Raw genomic sequence first — 19,467 nt, 5'->3', positions numbered from 1 at the left:
CCACCCAAATTTTGGATGGGATAATTAAATTTAGGTTTATTCAAACGCCGCAAGCATTTGTCCTGGACCATCTCGTTTACTATCTGTTGTGTTTGTTCCACCAGTAGTTCTTGCAGTCCACCCACAGCAACCACCTTTAATAGAATCAATCATTAATTCATCTATTAAATTTTCTTTTGATAGCTGTTCTAATTCCTTAATTGTTTTCATTTGTGATTTGTTTTAATGATGCTTACTCTATTAAAGGTTTTTCGGCTTCCCCCCTTTGGCTGCATGCCAATTTTCAAATCAATGAAAATGATGTATACATAGTATTGTTATATTGGGAAAAGATTCTTATCCTTATAAAATGTTAAAAAAAATAAAAAATTGATTTTTTGGAGTTTTTGTAGAGGTTCAGTTGTTTGATTGTGAGTTGTTAGAGGAGTTTTAAGTAAAGATTGGATTATAGATGTGCATTGTTTATTTTAAATCTAGATGGATTTATTTATTTGTAAAAAAGTACACTAAACAATAACAGCAACGGAGTCTTATTTTAGATAAACCGATCAGTTGAAAACTTACGAGACTAGAAGATTATAAATGAAATCGATTTTTTTTAAATAGGTATTAAAAAGAGCTTAAACCTAGGCTTAAGCTCTTAAATGATTAATGGTACATTTTACTGTTTGTCTTCTTCTCTTACAAGGCTTTTTACAACTGTAGGGCCGGTTGATCTAACCGTAGTTACCGTTATACGCTGTACACAATCACAACCTCCTTTAATTTTTTCAATGTTTTTTAAAGGATTAAATTTTTCTAAGCCTAATAACTCATCTAATTGTTTTTTACTCATAATTTATTTATTTTAAATTGATTACTTCGATGTAATCAATGCGTTATTCAATTGAGGTGTTCTTACTTTTTTTCTTTTAATGTTTTTTATTGAAATCCCATCGTTTTCATATAGGAGCTCAATAATTCTTAGGGGTACTTCTTTAGGGAAATCAATGAAAAGATCCTGAAGTAGTTCCGAAACACTACATGTTTTAGATTGGTTTATTCTAGTTACCAGTTCAATAATATCTTTAGAATAATTGAACATTAATTTTTGACCTTTAATAAACAAGTGAAGTTTGCTTGATATATCACTATGATACCATTCTATTTTATATGGATTATCCATTGAAATGAGACTTTCATTATAAATTTTAGGCGACTTTTTTTCTTTACTACTAAATAATGGGCTACTAAAATTTAAACTACTTTTTAATGAATGTTGATAATCAAGAGTCGCCATTTTGAATAGCTCTAGAAATGAAGTTTCTTTCAAGAAATCTTTCTTTTTGAATTCATTCGTTAGCTCTGAGAAAATATTTGTTAAGGGATTTTTTTGATAATCAATAGTTTTAATTTTTTCAGAATTAGTAATAAAAGAATCATGTTCTTTAAAAAAAGTTTTTTTTTCGTTTATAAATTCTAGATTTAAATTATCTGTTATTTTAGATATTAATTTTTGCTTTGTTGGTTTATTAAACCAAACTGAAACTCCAACAGAGAGTTCATCGGATTTACCAATATGTGGCATCCCCCATGGCATATAAAAAATATCGCCTTGATTAATAGTGAATTTAGTGGCTTTATCTAAAAAGAACTCAGGCCTTTTTTCACCTAAATTTCCTTTCAAATCATTTAAATACAGTTTTTTGTCCCATAAATACATCTCTTTTTTGGTAGGGCCTAAATGAAAATGCATCACGCTTTCACCCAGATAATCGATATGTATACCTAAGGGGGTCCAACCATAATTCCCAATAAAAATAGTAAGGTCCATACCCATCATAGGATACCCCGCTTTTTCTAATAAGGGTTTAACTTTTTTATAGATATCTATATTTAATTCTTTATTCCAAGATTCACTTTCATTAAAAATTATACCAAATTTTTGTTTTCCAAAAATTCGATTAGTCCAGCTCTCCAGAGTGTCATTTTTTTGAGGAGGGTTGTTCATTAAAGTCTTATTAAGATCATCACGTTGTTTATCGTTAACCCAAACCCTAAACATTGCCCTTTCATCAAAGGATTTAAAAATAGTTAGCGTTTTTTCTAGTAGTTGGGTTGAGGTTTGCCCAGAAAAAGCATTTTTTATTGAAGTAGGTTTGGTTAAATTTTTAGAGGTATCTAAAAATGTGTCCCACCATTGTGTTGTAAATTCATTATTTATGTTCTCCATTAGTGTATATCCTTTAAGGGTTATTATGTTTTATTGTTTAATGAAGATTGTGTCTACTCCATTTAAGATATTTCAAGTCAATGAAAAAAGATGTATATGTATACGTAGTATTGTTATGATGGAAATCGATTCTTATCCCTATAAAATGTTAAAAAAATCACAATTTATTTTTGAGCTCAGATTAATGAGCATTAACTTATTTTATTCAATAAGTTTTTATAAAGATTTAGGATTACTTATGAGATGAATTGTTATATCATTACCTATATGAATTTACCTTAAATAAAAATGATGGATTTACAAATCAGAAAAAATAAGCATGTGTTACGGTTCTTTTTTATGTTGACGTAGAATTTCTAAAGGCGCATTTTAATTCGATAAATTCATATAGGTAATGGTATTAATACGAAAATTTTGGAGCAACATAATAGTAATAGTATGTGCGTTACTCAATTAATAGATTAAAAGATATATTTTTTGAAAAACACCATAATAAAAAGGCTAATTGCTAAAGCGAGGAGTCCATACCACCAATTTGTATGTGAAGATTTTATTAAAGGATCATTAGCGCCCAAAAGTACTAAGGAAGCCCAATAGTAAGGCGCTTTTTCAGATAAGCTATGGTTTTTTAGATAGGTTAGCTTGGCGTTTCTTAACGCGGTAGCTTTAGACTTTCCGTTTTTTAATTGCGCATAAAAAGTATCCATTATTTTAGCTGTTGCCTTGTCGTCTACATTCCATAAAGAAGATACCACACTTTCTGCTCCCGAATGGAAAAATCCTCTGGCTAAACTCATTACACCTTCTCCTTGTTCTTGTTTTCCCAGTAACGTATTACAGGCACTTAATACAATTAGTTTAGCTTTGTTTTTATGTAAGTAAATTTCGTCTAATGTGAGTTTTTCTTTGTGAAAAGCAATCCAAGGCACTAATGAATCTTGAGCGTTGGCATGGGTAGCAAGGTGTATCACATCATATTTTGGCAATGCTGAGATAAAATTTGATTTTGTAGCATTATTAAAAATAAATTCAGTGTTTTTGAAATGTTTTTGAAGTTGATGTATTTCGTTTTTACTGTGATCTAATTTAGCTAATTTTAAATAATCAAATTGTATAGGAGCAACACTAAGAAGTGATAAATTTGATGTTGGTTTTTGTTTTTTAATTTGATTTAAAAACGTATTGGAATAGGTATAGCTAATTTCACTTTGTTCTATTAAATAGTTTGTTTTTTCATTTTCTTGTACCAATAAAGCATCAAAAGAGAGATAGTTTAAATAACTATCGGGAATGATGGTGAGCTTTTTATTTTTAATTTTTTCTAGAATATCTTTTGATGGAAATAAGTTTTTAAAAATCTGTAGCGCTTGTTTTTTATAGGTTAAAAAATCTTGGTTTAATTGAAATGGTTTAGAAATTTTAGTGGTAAATGATTGAAGTTCTTTTTGTAATGTTGAGGGGTTTTTAATGTTAAAAAAATCAACTGTATTGCGTGTAATTAGTATTCCGTAGGAATTATACACCTTTTTTATTCCATAATCACTTTCTGGAATAATATGTAGGTATTTATTTTGTGATGTTATTTTAGCATGATCATTATAGGTGTTAATGCTATATTCAATAATAACTTCATTCTCCTTTAGCGTTTGTTGCGTTTCTGCCAAACTTATAACATCAATTTTATATGTTGTATGTGGGTATTTTGATAACTCAAATTCAATACTATCTTGCACCTTTTTAAGGTGTCGTTGTTTTGAAAATAAAATTAAATTGACCGAATCTTTATGTTTAGGGTTTTGGTTGTTTTTTTCTAATTGATAAATTTCTTTTTTTAGTAGGTTTTCTTTTTCAATTAAGTAAGGATGTATTTTTAGTGACTGTTTTAAGTGTTGTGATTTTACATTCTCAATTAATAGCAAGGCCTTGCTTTTTTCCATAAAGTAAAAGGCTTGATTAGGTTTCTTTAATAAATAACAAATCTCAATGGCTTTACTATACACTTCGGAGCTTTGTTTACGCCAAAAAAGTTTAGATTTAAGCTCATTACTTTGAGTGCGAATCAATTCTAAAATTTGATCAGCAAAATGGTATAATTCTAAACAGTTTTTTAAATGAATTTGGTTACAATCTTTATTGTATTTTTTTAAATATAAAGTAGCTAACTCTTTTAATGCCTTTAAAAGATAATCGGTGTTATGTTGTAGCGTTATGCTTTTTCTTTTGTTTAATAAATAGGCTAGTTGTTGAATTTCAAATCCTGTGATATATTCAATAGCGGTGAAGTAATGCTTTAAAGAAGTGTCAAAATCTTCGTTAAGCATATGTGCAAATCCTAAATTTGCATGTATAGCATAATTTTGAATACTATCTTTTTGGTTGGAAAACACTAAGCTTTTTGATTGAAATTTTATGCTTAATGTTGGATTAGTCGTGTTATAAAGATTTCCCAGATGGCTATGTATTTCGGCAATTTTGAATGAATCTTGTAACTTTTTTGCAATTTTTAAAGCTTGTTGGTAATAAAAAGAAGCGGTATTGATATCTAAAGTTTCATCTCTATTATAAAACCGAGCAATCCCTTTTTTTATGTAATATGTATACTTGTCTTGTGTTTTTATTTTTTTTGATAGCGAATCTGCTTTAAGTTGATACTTTAATGATTCAAAATAACTGTTTTTTGTTTCTAAATTTACGTAAGCTTGACTCGTATTTATATAGTTTATAAGTAGTCTGTTTAGTTCGTTGTTTTTGATTAAAAGGGATTGTCCTAATTGGTAATTTTTAATAGCATTAAAGTAATCCCCTTTTTTATTGTAACAGCGGCCTAATTCGGTGTAGGATTTTGCAACTAATAAATTGCTTTTTGCATGGGTTAATGAAGTTAATAAATCAAAGGTTTTAATAGCCTGATCATAACGTTTGATTTTATATTCGCATAAGCCTACATAAAACAATTGATTGCAAAAAAGTAAGGTGTCAATTATTGGAGTACTAGAGCGGTGTTTTTTTAGTTCAATAGCCTTTACATATTGTTTGTTTTTATATAACCATTTGGCGTACTGGTTACTAAATTTTTCTTTTTCAGCATAAGCTTTTCTATTTGAAAAATTGTTGAGTAAAGCTACCGATTTGACTATTTTCTCAGTAATACTTTCATTTTTATTGTATAAATCAATAGTGTCATTATTTGTTTGAGAAAATGAACTTTCTTCAAACAAAAAAATAAATACGAACACTAAAAGCTTTTTAATAAACAATTGTTAAGCGTTATTAATGAACCGAATGTTAATCGGGAGAATCTAAATCATCTTGCTCTTCACCTCCTCTGGGAGCAGGTAATCCTACCGTTTTTTCCCAATATTCGATGTACGCTTTTAGTTTTGTATTATATTGTATTTTTTTTGTGTTGGGTATTTTTATATTAGGACAATTGCCCATTGTATCATACTTCTTTTTTAATTTATGCCTTTGTTCTAGTACTTTTTCAAAGTCTTTGATGGGTTGTGACTTTTTTATAGAATTCACTTTGGTTACAGGGTTTAAGCGATCAGTATCTGAGGTAATGGAAATTGGCAGAGCTATTTTAATTAATGTGGTCTCTGTGTATACATGCATAAATTGTTGGTATTCATGAGAGCAAAATACAGGGATTTGTTTTTTTTGTGAGTTTTTGGATATAATTAAATTAGTACTATTAGTAACATCTTCAAAATGATCTTCAGCGGTACAACTAATAATAGTTAGCAGTATAGCCATAGTTTGTGTTATTTTTTTGAGCATTGTAAATTTTTTAATGTTAATTTTTAATCAGAATCCACGTCGTCTTGTTCTTCGCCTCCACCTGGTTTTGCAGGTTTAAAATACCAGATTTCTTTGTATAATTGATCCGTAGTATCATAAAAAATATCAATTTTTAAAGGGATTTTAATAGAGGAACATGCTCCTTCGGATTGATATATTCGCAGTTGGTTTTCTCTTCTAATTTTTAAAGCTTTTCGGTAATAAGTTGGTGTATCTTGAGGCGCAATTACTTCTTTATATTTATGTAAAAATTCCCTATATGTAAACTCGTTGCATGGTCTTAAAAAAGTAGGAATATCATTTTTATTATTAAATTCGTTATGGTTTAATGTGTTATTTAATGAAAGCGCATTTGATATGCGAATATTTGTTTTATTAAGGGTTACCTGTTGTGGTATCGAAGGCGCTACATCGGTGTCTTCTATTAAAATATCATCATTAGAGCAGCTAATTAATAGAACGATAGCTGTTAATTTTAAAAAAATGCTTTTATAATTCATAAATTCTATAGTTTAAGAGTTATATTCTAAACATTGTTGATTCAAAACTATTTTCTTACCCAAAGAATACTATAATATTGATGCAAAAAGATAAAAATCAAATTTACTTAGAAGGACTTTTGTCTGGGGAAGAAAAAATCATTCTAAAGATATATGAAAAAAACTTTTCTAATATTGTTTCCTACATAAAATCTAATAATGGTACATACGAAGATGCTGAAGAAATATTTCACTCGGCACTGTTTCAATTGACAGCTAGAGTAAAAGTCAGAAATTTTGAAATTAAATCTAGTTTTGAAGGTTATTTGTATGTTGTTTGTAAGAATTTGTGGTTGAGAGAGTTATCTTTTAGAAAAAAAAGGGTAAGAAACGAGCAGATATTAGAACTAAATAATAAGGAGACGGACAATAGTAATTTTATTTTAGAACAAGAACGTTGGGAACTTTTTGAAGAAAAAATAGCACTTTTATCTGAGAATTGTAAGAAATTATTAGAGGCTTATTTTAAAAAAACACCCTACGCCGTAATTGTGAAAAAATTTAATTATGCTTCCGAAAATGTAGCTTTTCAACGAGTTTTTAAATGTAAAAAAAGTTTAGCAGCACTTGTAAAGAAAGATACAAGGTATACTAATTTGGCAAAATAATGGAAGAAGAAATATATCTGAAAATAGAAGCTTATTTAAATGAAAGTATGACCGCTGATCAAAAAGTGCTTTTTGAATCGGAATTAAAAAACAATGCCGAATTACGTGAGGAATTAGCCGTACATAAATCCATAAACTTACATTATAATACTCGTTCGTGGGATAGTTCAAATAACAGTTTTAATCCTAAAGATAAACAAGCACTAGAGGCTTATTTCAAGTCAGATGAAGCCATTGAAATTGAAAATAAATTAGTAAAAGCGAGGACAATTTTTACTAAAAAAAAGAAGCCTATTTTTTTTAAATATGTTTTAGCAGCAGCGGCTAGTTTTTTGCTTCTTTTTAGTTTGGTTACTTTATATGGTAAAAAGAGTTATAATGAATTATTTGAGCAGTATTATAATGAAAATGAACTGCCTTCATTTACCACTCGAGGGACTCAAATAAATAGTGACTTTGATAAAGGAATTAATGCTTTTAAAAAGCAGGATTATACAAAAACAGTAACTAGTTTAAAAGAATATTTGAGTCAACATAAAGATGCGAATCCAATAGTTTATGCCTATATCGGAATGTCCTATTTACAGCTAAACCAACCCGAGTTAGCACTTACAAATTTTGATTACTTATTGACTTCAGAATCCATAGATGCTCCTAAAGCTTTGTGGTATAAATCCTTAGTGTATCTTAAAATGGAAGAAAAGCTAAAGCTGGAAGAAACTTTAAATTTAGTAATTCGGCATCCATCACAATATAAAAGTGAAGCAGCAAAAAAAATGTTAAAAGAAATTAATTGATTTTAAAAGTAAGTCTAACTTCTTCCTCCACAGCTTGAGCATTTTTATAGGCAGGTTTCCAGTTGGGACTCTATGTTTTTTATCAAATCCTAGCACGTTGTTCAATAATGGTTCGACTAACTGTAATACCTACTAAAGTTTTTGGTGCAATATATGAATCGTGATGAAATAGCACACTTTTGTTATGTAGTTCGGCTTTTATTAAATAATGGGTGCCATTATAATAAGCGGCAACAACTTCAAGCTGAGTAGGGCTATCCTTTTTCAGTTTAATTTCGTGAGGATAAAGTAGGATGTTTTTTTCTTCTCTGGCAGGGTCAAAAAAAGTAAGTGGAACTATATTAATTTCGGAAAGTAACGAAGCCGAATATTGGTCAGTAGGGTTGGCAAACATTTCTTGCGGACTACGGGCAGAGATTTGTTTTCCTTGTTTAATAACAATAATGTTATCCGAAAAAGCCAGCGCATCATTTTTATCGTGAGTTGCAGTGATACAGGTAATGTTTTGCTTTTTTAGGTAACTAAAAAGGCGGTAACGTAATTCGTTTTTTTTAAAATTATCAATTTGACTAAAAGGTTCGTCTAGCAATAAAACTTCGGGTTCTTTTGCCAAAACACGTGCCAATGCAACACGTTGTTTTTGACCACCACTTAAAAAACGTACGTGGGTTTTAGCATGAGCAGTCATACCAACAATTTCCAAAAGTTCTTTTGTTCGCTGTTGTTTTTGATTTGGATAAAAATTAGATAAAAATTCGCCTACATTATCGGCAGCCGATATAAAAGGCATTAAATCAAATTCCTGTGCCAAATATTTCATAAATGGATGCCCAGGAACTAGATGATGTTCTGGGCCTAATAATTCTTTGTTGTTATAAACTATTTTTCCTTTAGGTAAGGAAAGTAAGCCGTATATAGCTTTTAACAAGGTGCTTTTTCCACAACCACTTTCGCCCATTAGGGTAATATGGGCTCCTTTTTTAGCCGTAAAACTAAGTGTGTCAATAACATTAGTTTTGTTATAAGCATATGAAATAGATTCTATGGAAAGCATTTGATTTTTTGTAAGCGACTAAAATACAAAATAGCAGGAAACCATTAAGGTATTGAAAATACTAAATAAGGCTGTAAAGGAATTCTATTTGGGTTTTTAAGGAGCTTAAAGATCGAATTTTATACCACTATAAATACCAAACAAATAAGGGTCAAATGCGGTATTACTATCAAAAGCATTGAATTGTAGTTTAAAAATAGGTTCAACACTTATTTTAAGATTTGGCGCTATTTTATAGTCCAATCCAATACCAAAGTTGCCAGAAAAACTGGTGTTGTTAAGATTTTTAGCTTCGCCAATTTCGGTTGATCTGTCTGAAGTTTCAAATAAAAGTTGATCGTTTTTTTGAGTTAAAATAAAGGAACTTACTCCGCCTATGAGCGAAATACCAAATTGCTTGTTTAGTAATCGATAAGCAAGCTCGATAGGAATTTCAATATAATTTATTTGCTGTTGCAGTGATCCTCTATTAATTACGTTAGTGTCTTGTATTGAAGGGGTGTCGTTTAGAGGTGCAAATATACTGGGGTTGATAATTTCTTCAGAATTTTCGGGAATGCTATTGGGGCCTATAGTTGGTGGGGTACTTCTACCAGTAAATTCGTCAAGATTCTTAAAAGCTTCTTCTCCAATAAGGGCACTTACGGCATCAGAATTGTTGAAAAGGATGGCGCTATTAGTTGAAGCTAAATTTGATGAATTTATATCATTGGTAGTTAAATTAATAGATGCGGTGCTTATACCCGAACGTATTTGGAGTTTGTTGGATAGCTGGTAAGCAATACGTATACCATAACTTAATGCGGTATTGGTGGTTTGTGGGTTATTAGAAAAATCGGAATTTATGGTGGAGCCTCCCGATAGCGAATTATATGCCAAAGGGGCTATTTGTGGTTGAATGCTCCAGTTTTTGTGATCATTTTTAGTGGGAAGAGTTTCTTTTTTTTCTTTGGTATCGGCTAACAGTTCGTCTAAAAGGTTTTCTTGCGCTTTTTCTTGATTTTTTTTAAACTCTTTTTCTAGATTTGGTTTTTTACCCGATATATTTAGGTTTTTTTTAATTGGAACTTGGGTTACCTGTTGCGGTGAACTTGTGTTGTTTTGTATGACAATCTGTTTTGTTGTTGGAGCGTTACTTTTTAAAGTTTTTTGAGGTAAAGGTGGCTTATTGTTTGAGTTGACTAATGCGTGGTAACTTTTAGACTTTTTAGTATCTTTTTTTATAAACTCATTTTTTACTTTAGGTGTATCATCAACTTCTTTTTGATTTGTAATAGTTGCTACTCCTTGATTGACATTTGTTTTTTCAATGTTTTTTACATTTGTAATACTATTTTCGCTAGGGATTACCGGGCAAGGACTATCGGAAAAAACGATACTTGTTTTAGGAATGCTTTCATTTTTAGATAAGGTGGTTAGCATAAAAAATAACGCTAATGAGGCCGCTATCCCCATGGGGAAGGCTAAAAAAAGTAAGCGGTTATTTTTCTTCTTTTTTTGAGGAATGTTTTTAGAAATTTCTTTCCACAAAGCTGCATTAGGAATAGCTTCATAATCTTGAAGCTTATCCTTAAAAAGGGCATCGATATGTGGTTTTTTGTTATCCATTAATCATGTTTTTTTGTTGCTTAAGTTTTTCTAATTCTTTTTTTAGAATAGCTCTTGCTCTAGATAAATTTGATTTAGATGTATTAACTGAAATATTTAAGGCATCAGCAATTTCTTGATGTGAATATTCATCAAGAACATACATATTAAATACTAATTTGTATTGATTAGGGAGTTTATGAATTAATGCTAATAATGTGTCTAGTGAAAAATTTGTGTGCTCAAACTCGTCGTCATCTTCAATAATTTCAATTTTTTCTTCATTAATAGGTTCTGTATTTGTTTTTTTTCTAAAATGACTTAAAATAGTATTAATAGTAATACGTTTTGCCCAGCCTTCAAATGATCCTGTGTGTTTAAATTGATCAATTTTATTAAAAATGATAATAAATGATTCTTGAAATAAATCTTCGGCATTAGCTTTATTTTTACAATACTTCATGCAAACCCCCAAAAGTACAGGCGCAAGCCTTCTGTAAAGAGCCTCTTGAGCTTTTACGTCACACTGTTTACATTTTTCAATAAGTTGTTCTATATCTAAGTTAGTTTAGCCAGCCGAATGTTAAAATTAATGTGTTTCTACTTACAAGAGTATTATTTAACAAAAAGGTTGCGTTGCATTATCCAAATTTTAACATTTTATAGTTATCTATTAATTTTTATAAAAAAGCACGCAACCAATTACTATAATTTGCATCTATAGTAAAAGAGGTTTAGATATTTATGAATATTTTGTATTGTTTAGTGCTTATTGTTCAATTTTGAGGGGGTATTATTGGGATAATAAGAACAAGCGACATTTTAAAAATAACTAAGCTTATTATTGATTGAGCATAAGTTTAATTGAAAGTACTCATGCAGTACATGTTTACATGTATTGCATGATTTTCAAAATAAGTACTCACTGCTCATAAGTACGTGTAAAAAATTAAATGTAACCAATCTTAATATATTACTCATGAAAAATATAATTAGAATATTCGTTTTGTTGTTGCTATTTGTTAGTTGTGAGCGGGTTTTGGAAACTCAAAAATGTAGTGATAATCCATTAGAAGAGATTGCTGTGTTAAAAAAATTAATAGCAAATGAAGAAGCTCAGACTCCTGGAACGTCCAATGGTCTTGAAATTATTCAATATACCTATCAAAATAAAGTGGTTTATTTTGTAGATGATTGTGTTAATAATTGTGCAGATTCGTTAGCCTTAGTTTATGATTGTGATGAAAATGTAATTTGTGAGTTTGGTGGAATAGCGGGAGTAAATACCTGTCCAGATTTTGAAGCCGAAGCCACAGATCGGGTAATTTTATTTTCAACAAGAGATGATATTACAAAATGTGATAAATCGGTAATTATTGATAAAAAATTGTTTGAAAGTGCTAAATCATCGTTGGTAGAAAAAGCCACAATTAATGGGGATTGTTTGCATATTACATTTAGTTTATTGGTCACTCAAGACCCTGTTAAAGATGTTGATTTAATTGATTCTGGAGCTGTATTAGAAAGTTTTCCAATACAGCGAAATATTAAGTTTACAGTAAAAGAAAATTTAACTAAACCTGCGACAACAAGTGCAACAACTTCTTTTGATCTTTCATCATTAGTATCTCCTGGGGAGACGGTTATTTTAAATTTAGAAAATTTTGATAAACCAATTAGCTATACACGGAGTAAAGAGTGCAAAAAATGTGAATTGACTCAAGGAGAGGAGCGCGAAGTATTAAATAAAATGTTAGCAGAACTCAAAGAAATTTCGGAAAGTGTAGTTTGTGAAAATGCAACGGAATGGGATTTTACAGCGGTGGGCAGTAAAGCCTGTGGTGGGCCCAATGGCTTTATCGCTTATTCCACAAAAATTGATGTGAAAGACTTTTTAGCCAAAGTAGCGAAGTATACAAAAGCTGAAGATGATTTTAATAAAAAATGGGGAGTAGTTTCTACGTGTGATGTGTTAGTGCCTCCAAGTACTATTGTTTGTAATGATGGCAAAGCGATTTTAGTGTTTTAATTGATCTTGTGTAAATTAATTTGAAACATTAAAGACTAATAATATTCAGTTTTAGAATATTTATTGATAGTAATGTTGTTGTGTAAAGACTGCCTGGAGAGGCAGTCTTTTGTTTTTTTGTTAAAATGTTATGGTAAATGTGGTTCCTTTTCCAACTTCACTTTCCACTCTAATGCTTCCATTAAGTGATTCAATTTGGTTTTTGGTTATAAATAAACCAATACCAACAGCATCGGTATTATTATGAAATGTTTTGTACATTCCAAAAATTTGCTCCCCAAAAGTATCTAAATCTATACCAATACCATTATCGGATATTTTTAAATAACCTCCTTTATTGTTTTCAGTGATTCCTGTTTTTAAATGTATTTTAGTGTCTCTGTCTGGGTGTTTGTATTTAATAGCATTGGTGATTAGGTTTAGAATAATACTTTCTAAATATGCTGCTATATAGCGTACTTGGGGGAACTCTTTAAAATCGGATGTAATTGTAGCATTACCACTTGTAATAATATTTCTAATGGAGTTGGTGACTAGTTGCAGCGTATCTTTAAATAGAATATCCTTACGTTTTTGTTTTTTATTGGTATGTATGGTAACAATTTCATTAAGGTGTTCAATAGTGGTGTTCAAATTTTCACCAATATTTTTTACTTCACTAATTAGTTCACCCTTTTCAGCGGGATCCTCGATACTTTCAATAAGTTGAACAAGTAAGCTTAAGTTACTAGAGTGGGAGCGTAAGTTGTGTGATACAATATGAGCAAAATTAAATAGCCTATTGTTTTGCGAAGCTATAATGTTTATGGATTTCTGAAGTGTAAGTTCTCTTTTTTTGGCTTCATCAATATTTTGAAAAACACCTTTAATACCTATAATGTTATGGTTAGTGTCATGTATTGGTTTTCCAACAGAACGAACCCAAATTTCGTCACCTTGTTGAGTAAGCATTTTAATTTCGGTATTAAAAGACTTACCGGTAGTACAACAGGATAAAAATAAATTAGAAGCCTGTTGCCTGCAATCTTCAGTATAGTATAAATGAGATTTATTCAATGAGGGTTCATAATCCTCTGGATATCCCAAAATCTTTTTAGCCTCTGGATCCCAATAACTTTTTTTATTTTTAAAATCAACAAACCAACTTCCGGTTGAGGACATTACGGCAGTTTCTTGATAATGGAAAGGATTACTGGATTCGTTAAATTCTGTTATTTTTTGAAAAAATAAAAGTTTAGTATCCGATTTAATGTTTACAGGAGCTTCTTCGGCCGTGTAACAAATGAAATCAAGGTAAGAGCTAAAACTGTCTTTTAGACGAATTTTTTGTCTAAAATTTAAATTATTCACACGGTAATTAGTGTAGTTTTTTTGAAAAAAATCATAGTCTTCGGGGTGAATAATTTCATTGTTAAAAAAATCAATTGAGGGACTAACTTTTGATGCATCTAACTTTAAATTGTTGTAAAATTCTTTGGACCAAATATCATTAGGCAAAAGGCTACCAAGCTCCCAATAGCCTATATCAAATTTTTTTAATGTATTTTCAAATAATTTATTCGCAAGCATAAGGTGGGGGACTTATTAATTAGTGTTGTTTTCTTCTAAGGAATTTAATTGAACAGATAATGCCTTTGTAGATAGTTGGACTTCGATTAGTGAAATGGTGAGCGATATAACTAGAGCAATTAAACTTAAACCAAATGCAAAATTAGCCCAATTGGTCATTTCTTTATATAAAAAACTCATTGTAATTACGGAGCCCAAAAAGCTTAAAATAGCGGTAGCTTGCATATTTCTAATTAAATACAGACGTTTTCTAAGTTGATTTATTTGAATTCCAATGCTTTTTGAATTGCTACTTAAATATTCCTTATGTAATTTTCTTATAAGAGCAGCAATAGCAAGATAACGTGCATTGTAAGCTAGCATTGTTAAGGAAATAGCAGGAAACAATAAGGCTGGGATGCTCATTTCAAGAATCATAGGAATTTTTTTTATAATTTGAGCGTATTTTAAATGACGTATAAATTACACTTTATGACGTTTAAAAGCAAATAAAAAGGATGAAAAACGCTTTTTTTAAGTTTTAATTAATATTTTTTGTAGGATTATACTTATTTACAATGTTCTTAAAGTTGATTATTCATTATCACTATTTTATTGTTAACTTTAATTTTATTAGTAAACGTCAATATTGTTGATTTCGTCTTTAATGAAGGCTTTTGTACTTGGTAAAATGGGTTCTTTTAAAAGGAGGGATTAATAAGTGTTTTAAATGGTTGACAATAAGGTAAATAATTAAAAATGAAATATACGCCAATTAAAGCTTCATTGTTTAAAAAAAACAGAAATAAATTTAATAAATTTCTGAATAATAGTAGTATAGCTATTTTTAATAGTAATGATATATATCCTGTAAGCGCAGATAGTATTTTGCCTTTTCAACAGCATAGAGATATTTATTATTTAAGTGGTTTAGATCAAGAAGAAAGTATATTGCTGTTATTTCCTGATGCTAATAATCCTGCACACAGGGAAATTGCTTTTGTAAAGGAAACTAGCGAACTTATTGCTATTTGGGAAGGAGAAAAGTTGACAAAGGAAAAGGTTACTGAACAATCAGGTATTGAAACGGTATATTGGTTGGATGATTTTCCAAAAATATTTGCCATGCTTATGGCAGAAGCAACCACAGTTTATTTTAATACTAATGAGCATTCTAGAGCCAATACTATCACACAAACACGTGAAGATCGTTTTATTGAATGGTGTAAAAAGAAATATCCAGCTCATAATGTAGCGAAGAGCAATCCTATTTTACACCAATTACGAGCAATAAAAGAACCCGAAGAAATTGAAATAATACAACAAGCCTGTTCCATTACCGAAATTGGATTTCGAAAGGTATTAGGAATGATCAAGCCCGGGGTATGGGAATATGAAATTGAAGCGGAGCTAATTTATGAATTTACAAAAAATAGGGCCGACGGTTTTGCTTATACACCCATAGTGGCAAGTGGAACAAACGCTAATGTACTTCATTATATAGAGAATAATAAGCAGTGCAAGGCTGGTGATGTGATTTTAATGGATGTAGCAGCTGCTTATGCTAAATACTCAAGTGATTTAACTAGAGTAGTTCCCGTTTCTGGAAAATTTACAAAAAGACAAAAGGAAGTATATAACGCATTACTCCATGTAAAAGCAGAAAGCACTAATTTATTGACCCCAGGACTTGAATGGAAAGATTATAATGAAGAGGTAGGGAAATTGATGACATCGGCATTATTAGATTTAAAATTACTTGACAAAGCGGATGTTAAAAATGCATCCAAAGAAACACCCGCTTACCGTAAGTACTTTATGCATGGAACATCACATTTTTTAGGCTTAGATACACATGATTATGGTTCGCAAAACGAGCCGATGAAAGCAAATATGGTAGTAACAGTAGAGCCTGGTATTTATATCCCCGAAGAAAAAATGGGGTTTCGTTTAGAAGATAATGTTGTGATTCAAAAGGAAGGAACACCATTGAACTTAATGAGTACGATACCTATAGAGGCAGATGAAATTGAAACATTAATGAATCAATGAAAATAGGCTATAAAAATATCCAAATAGGCTATACGGTTTCTGGAAAAGGACCTGCGGTGGTATGGTTGCATGGATTTATGGAAAGTAAATCTATTTGGACATCGCAAATCACTTTTTTTGATCATTATTTTACCAATATATGTGTTGATTTATTAGGACATGGGGAGTCAGGCAATTTGTGTTTGGTGCACTCTATGGAAATGCAAGCCGAAGCAGTCAAGGAGGTGTTACTTTATTTAAAAATCAAAGAATTTGCGATCATCGGTCATTCGATGGGAGGTTATGTGGCTTTAGCAGTACTGCAAATATGTAAAAAACAAGCTACTCATTTGGTGTTGCTCAATTCAACAAGTAATGCGGATAGTACAGAAAAAAGAATTAATAGAGATAGAGCTATAAAGGTTGTCGATGAGCAAAAGAGTACCTATGTACGTATGGGGATTGTAAATTTATTTTCAAATTCATTTAAAAAAGAGCGGGCGAATCAAATTGACGAACTTGTAAAGGAAGCTCAAAAAACTTCTGCAGAAGCTATAAAAGCAGCATTATTAGGTATGAAGGATCGACTTAGTAGAACCAAAGTTTTGGGGGATTTTAAAGGAAAAAAACTTATTGTTTCTGGTAAAAATGATCCCGTTCTTTTATATAATGATTCTGTTGCTGAAGCTGCTTTAACCAGTTCAAAATTAATTACTTTACAAAGTGGCCACATGAGTTATATGGAAGTGCCAAATGAATTAAACACGAGTTTATTTGAGTTTTTAACTTCTAATTAATGAAAGTTTCAATTCTTATATTAATACTATTATTTTCAGTAAATGCTTGCAAGCAGAAAGGATTTGAATTACCTGTGAATAATGCTATCGAGCTAAAAGCACCGCCTAATATTATTCTGTTATATGTAGATGATTTAGGATACGCCGATGTAGGTTGTTATGGTGCAAAAGGAGTAAACACACCAAATATTGATGCTATGGCTGCAAATGGAGTGCGTTTTACTGATGCGCATAGTGCTACAGCAACATGTACACCATCACGTTATAGCTTATTAACGGGTAATTATGCATTTCGAAAAAAGGCAAAAGTATTAAAAGGTGACGCTCCTTTATTGATTGATACGGTTTCGATCACTTTACCCAAAATGCTTAAAAAAGCAGGATATACAACTGCAGTAATAGGTAAATGGCATTTAGGCTTAGGAGATGGATATGTGGATTGGAACAAAAAAATAAATCCAGGGCCTAAGCAGATAGGTTTTGATTACAGCTTTTTATTACCAGCCACAGGAGATCGTGTTCCTACAGTGTACATGGAAAATGGGGAAGTGATAGGGAAATCAATAGAGGATCCTATACTTGTTAATTATGATAAAAAAGTAGGGAACCGACCTACAGGAGATCAAAATCCAGAACAGTTGCGTTTTAAGGCGGACCCACAACACAGTAATACAATTATAAATGGAGTGAGCAGAATAGGCTACATGCAAGGAGGGAAAGCAGCAGAGTGGGTTGATGAGGATATTCCTTATAAATTAACTCTAAAAGCAACTAAATTTATTCAGAATAACAGAAAAAACCTTTCTTTTTATATTATTCCTTTCACGATATTCATGTGCCAAGACTACCACATCAAAAATTTAAAGGAAAAAGTACTATGGGGCCTAGAGGTGATGCTATTGCTCAAGTAGATTTTGTTGTTGGTGAAATAATGAAAAGTGTCGAAAAACATGGGATTGCAGCTAATACAATGCTTATTTTTACTAGCGATAATGGACCGGTATTGAATGATGGATACGAAGATTTTTCGGTTGAAAAGTTAGGGAATCATAATCCTTCTGGACCTTTTAGAGGAGGTAAATATAGTATTTATGAGTCAGGTACTCGAGTACCCACTATAGTGTATTGGAAAGGAAAAATTATTCCGTTGGTATCGAATGCATTGCTAAGTCAGGTAGATTTTTATAGTTCTTTTGCTGCCTTGGTGGGTCAAAAAGTACCAGCTAATGTATTGGATAGTAAAAACCATTTAACAAGCCTTACGGGAGAAGATAAAAAAGGAAGAGATCAATTATTGGAAGAAGCGGGGACTTTGGCTTTACGTATAGGAGATTGGAAATATATAAAACCAAGTAAATATGAAAAGCATTTTTTATGGGTGACAACAAAGGGTATTGAATCGGGGATAATGGATAAAGCCCAGTTGTTTAATTTAAGAGATGATCCATCGGAGCAAGTTAACTTAGCAGATAAATATCCCGAAAAAGTAAAGGAATTGCATAAGGAATTGGAAAGGATTGAGAATAGAGGGGGAAGTTAAAATTAATTTATTCGTTAAATTCAGATGTTGAATAAAAGAATAGCGTAAATTGTATAAAACTACAACCACATAATTATGAAGACACTACGTTACAGGTCCAGAGGACAAGAAGTTTATTTTTTAGAAGAAATTTTGGAAAAATTAGGCTATAATGTATATGTGTCTAATTATTTTGGAAAAGACTCTCATGCAGCTATCATTGATTTTCAAAAAAAGAATAAGTTAGTAGCGGATGGTATTGTAGGTTTAAAAACATGGTCAAAACTCATTGAAAAGGAAAAAGAACTTATTGTATTTAATGATAAGTTGCTGTCCGAAAAAGATATTGAAGACTTTGCAACTACTTATGATTTAGAAGTCGCTGTAGTTAAAGCTGTGAATGAAATAGAGAGTAGTGGAAAAGGGTTTTTAGTGTACGGGCGCCCACGAATATTGTTTGAAGGACATGTGTTTTGGAAACAATTGAAAAGTAAAGGCTTAAATCCTTCCGATTTTTTAGAGGATAGGACAAAAGATGTATTGTATTCCCGTTGGACTAAAAAATACTACAAGGGTGGTGCAGGAGAATATACGCGTTTGGAAAAAGCAGCCGGAATGTCTGACTTACCCGAGGTTCATGATGCCGCATATGCATCTGCATCATGGGGAGCTTTCCAGATTATGGGATATCATTATAAAAAGTTGGGCTATGCTTCTGTTGATCATTTTGTTTCTGAAATGTATGAGCATGAACGTGAGCATTTAGCAGCATTTGGAAAATTTATAAAGGTAACGGTATTTAAAGGAAAACCATTATTAGATTGGGCTCGCGCTAAAAATTGGGCAAAGTTTGCCGAAGGCTATAATGGTAGTGGATACCGACAAAATAAATATGATGAAAAATTACAAAAAGCCTATTTGAGATATGCGGGTTTTTAATATTTT

The 19,467-nt window shown here is 31.0% G+C and carries 19 protein-coding genes; 8 read left to right on the top strand and 11 right to left on the bottom strand.

Features of this window, described 5'->3' with window-relative positions:
• Positions 1-36: 36 nt before the first annotated feature.
• The 6 genes from KQA_RS20190 to KQA_RS0205375 all read right to left on the bottom strand — a co-directional run bounded on the left by KQA_RS20190 (position 37) and on the right by KQA_RS0205375 (position 6,513).
• Positions 37-210 carry a hypothetical protein gene (locus KQA_RS20190; RefSeq protein WP_157366597.1) on the bottom strand — a complete coding sequence of 58 codons (174 nt, stop codon included), beginning with the start codon at positions 208-210 and terminating at the stop codon, positions 37-39.
• Between the two features lie 451 nt (positions 211-661).
• Entirely contained in the window at positions 662-835 is a 174-nt protein-coding gene (locus KQA_RS20185) for a hypothetical protein (RefSeq protein WP_157366596.1), read from the bottom strand.
• A gap of 21 nt (positions 836-856) precedes the next feature.
• Complete coding sequence (locus KQA_RS0205395; RefSeq protein ID WP_010178888.1) at positions 857-2,212, bottom strand: JmjC domain-containing protein; 1,356 nt, start codon at positions 2,210-2,212, stop codon at positions 857-859.
• A gap of 461 nt (positions 2,213-2,673) precedes the next feature.
• Positions 2,674-5,448, bottom strand: coding sequence for a CHAT domain-containing protein (locus KQA_RS0205385; protein ID WP_157366595.1), 2,775 nt, complete (start codon positions 5,446-5,448; stop codon positions 2,674-2,676).
• A gap of 49 nt (positions 5,449-5,497) precedes the next feature.
• Entirely contained in the window at positions 5,498-5,992 is a 495-nt protein-coding gene (locus KQA_RS0205380; protein ID WP_010178885.1) for a hypothetical protein, read from the bottom strand.
• A gap of 23 nt (positions 5,993-6,015) precedes the next feature.
• Positions 6,016-6,513: an RNA-dependent RNA polymerase family protein gene (locus KQA_RS0205375; RefSeq protein ID WP_010178883.1), complete on the bottom strand. Its 498-nt coding sequence runs from the start codon at positions 6,511-6,513 to the stop codon at positions 6,016-6,018.
• Positions 6,514-6,593: 80 nt separating this feature from the next.
• Here KQA_RS0205375 and KQA_RS0205370 point away from each other — a divergent pair, with 80 nt between their 5' ends.
• Together KQA_RS0205370 and KQA_RS0205365 are read left to right on the top strand one after the other, a co-directional pair.
• Complete coding sequence (locus tag KQA_RS0205370; RefSeq protein WP_010178881.1) at positions 6,594-7,160, top strand: RNA polymerase sigma factor; 567 nt, start codon at positions 6,594-6,596, stop codon at positions 7,158-7,160.
• Positions 7,160-7,957: a tetratricopeptide repeat protein gene (locus tag KQA_RS0205365; protein ID WP_010178879.1), complete on the top strand. Its 798-nt coding sequence runs from the start codon at positions 7,160-7,162 to the stop codon at positions 7,955-7,957. The genes KQA_RS0205370 and KQA_RS0205365 overlap by 1 nt, the downstream gene beginning before the upstream one ends.
• An 82-nt stretch (positions 7,958-8,039) precedes the next feature.
• On the opposite strand, the gene KQA_RS0205360 is transcribed toward KQA_RS0205365, so the two are convergent.
• From KQA_RS0205360 to KQA_RS0205350, 3 genes are all read right to left on the bottom strand, one after another.
• Positions 8,040-9,011 carry an ABC transporter ATP-binding protein gene (locus KQA_RS0205360; protein WP_010178877.1) on the bottom strand — a complete coding sequence of 324 codons (972 nt, stop codon included), beginning with the start codon at positions 9,009-9,011 and terminating at the stop codon, positions 8,040-8,042.
• A gap of 105 nt (positions 9,012-9,116) precedes the next feature.
• A complete protein-coding gene (locus KQA_RS0205355; protein ID WP_010178876.1) occupies positions 9,117-10,619 on the bottom strand; it encodes a hypothetical protein in 1,503 nt (500 codons plus the stop codon).
• Complete coding sequence (locus tag KQA_RS0205350) at positions 10,612-11,154, bottom strand: RNA polymerase sigma factor (RefSeq protein WP_029209468.1); 543 nt, start codon at positions 11,152-11,154, stop codon at positions 10,612-10,614. Before KQA_RS0205350 ends, KQA_RS0205355 begins: the two co-directional genes overlap by 8 nt.
• A 423-nt stretch (positions 11,155-11,577) precedes the next feature.
• Between KQA_RS0205350 and KQA_RS0205345 the strand changes: the two genes are divergently transcribed.
• Positions 11,578-12,627, top strand: a complete 1,050-nt coding sequence (locus KQA_RS0205345; protein ID WP_010178873.1) for a DUF6970 domain-containing protein — start codon at positions 11,578-11,580, stop codon at positions 12,625-12,627.
• Positions 12,628-12,747: 120 nt separating this feature from the next.
• On the opposite strand, the gene KQA_RS0205340 is transcribed toward KQA_RS0205345, so the two are convergent.
• The gene (locus KQA_RS0205340; RefSeq protein WP_010178871.1) at positions 12,748-14,196 is read right to left on the bottom strand and encodes a PAS domain-containing sensor histidine kinase; all 1,449 of its coding nucleotides are present in this window, start codon (positions 14,194-14,196) and stop codon (positions 12,748-12,750) included.
• Positions 14,197-14,211: 15 nt separating this feature from the next.
• Positions 14,212-14,613, bottom strand: a complete 402-nt coding sequence (locus KQA_RS0205335) for a DUF2721 domain-containing protein (RefSeq protein ID WP_010178868.1) — start codon at positions 14,611-14,613, stop codon at positions 14,212-14,214.
• 321 nt (positions 14,614-14,934) lie between these two features.
• Here KQA_RS0205335 and KQA_RS0205330 point away from each other — a divergent pair, with 321 nt between their 5' ends.
• From KQA_RS0205330 to KQA_RS0205315, 5 genes are all read left to right on the top strand, one after another.
• Complete coding sequence (locus KQA_RS0205330) at positions 14,935-16,227, top strand: aminopeptidase P family protein (RefSeq protein ID WP_010178866.1); 1,293 nt, start codon at positions 14,935-14,937, stop codon at positions 16,225-16,227.
• Positions 16,224-17,003, top strand: a complete 780-nt coding sequence (locus KQA_RS0205325; protein WP_010178864.1) for an alpha/beta fold hydrolase — start codon at positions 16,224-16,226, stop codon at positions 17,001-17,003. The genes KQA_RS0205330 and KQA_RS0205325 overlap by 4 nt, the downstream gene beginning before the upstream one ends.
• Complete coding sequence (locus tag KQA_RS20500; protein ID WP_198283110.1) at positions 17,003-17,914, top strand: sulfatase-like hydrolase/transferase; 912 nt, start codon at positions 17,003-17,005, stop codon at positions 17,912-17,914. The genes KQA_RS0205325 and KQA_RS20500 overlap by 1 nt, the downstream gene beginning before the upstream one ends.
• Positions 17,839-18,543, top strand: a complete 705-nt coding sequence (locus tag KQA_RS20495) for a sulfatase-like hydrolase/transferase (RefSeq protein WP_232285856.1) — start codon at positions 17,839-17,841, stop codon at positions 18,541-18,543. Before KQA_RS20500 ends, KQA_RS20495 begins: the two co-directional genes overlap by 76 nt.
• Before the next feature lie 75 nt (positions 18,544-18,618).
• Positions 18,619-19,461, top strand: coding sequence for an N-acetylmuramidase domain-containing protein (locus KQA_RS0205315; RefSeq protein WP_010178862.1), 843 nt, complete (start codon positions 18,619-18,621; stop codon positions 19,459-19,461).
• Positions 19,462-19,467 lie beyond the last annotated feature (6 nt).

Origin of the sequence: Aquimarina agarilytica ZC1 (assembly GCF_000255455.1) — a bacterium.
Lineage (GTDB): Bacteria > Bacteroidota > Bacteroidia > Flavobacteriales > Flavobacteriaceae > Aquimarina > Aquimarina agarilytica.
Note: the sequence above shows the minus strand (reverse complement) of the source record. Positions and strands in the feature narration are given on the sequence as shown.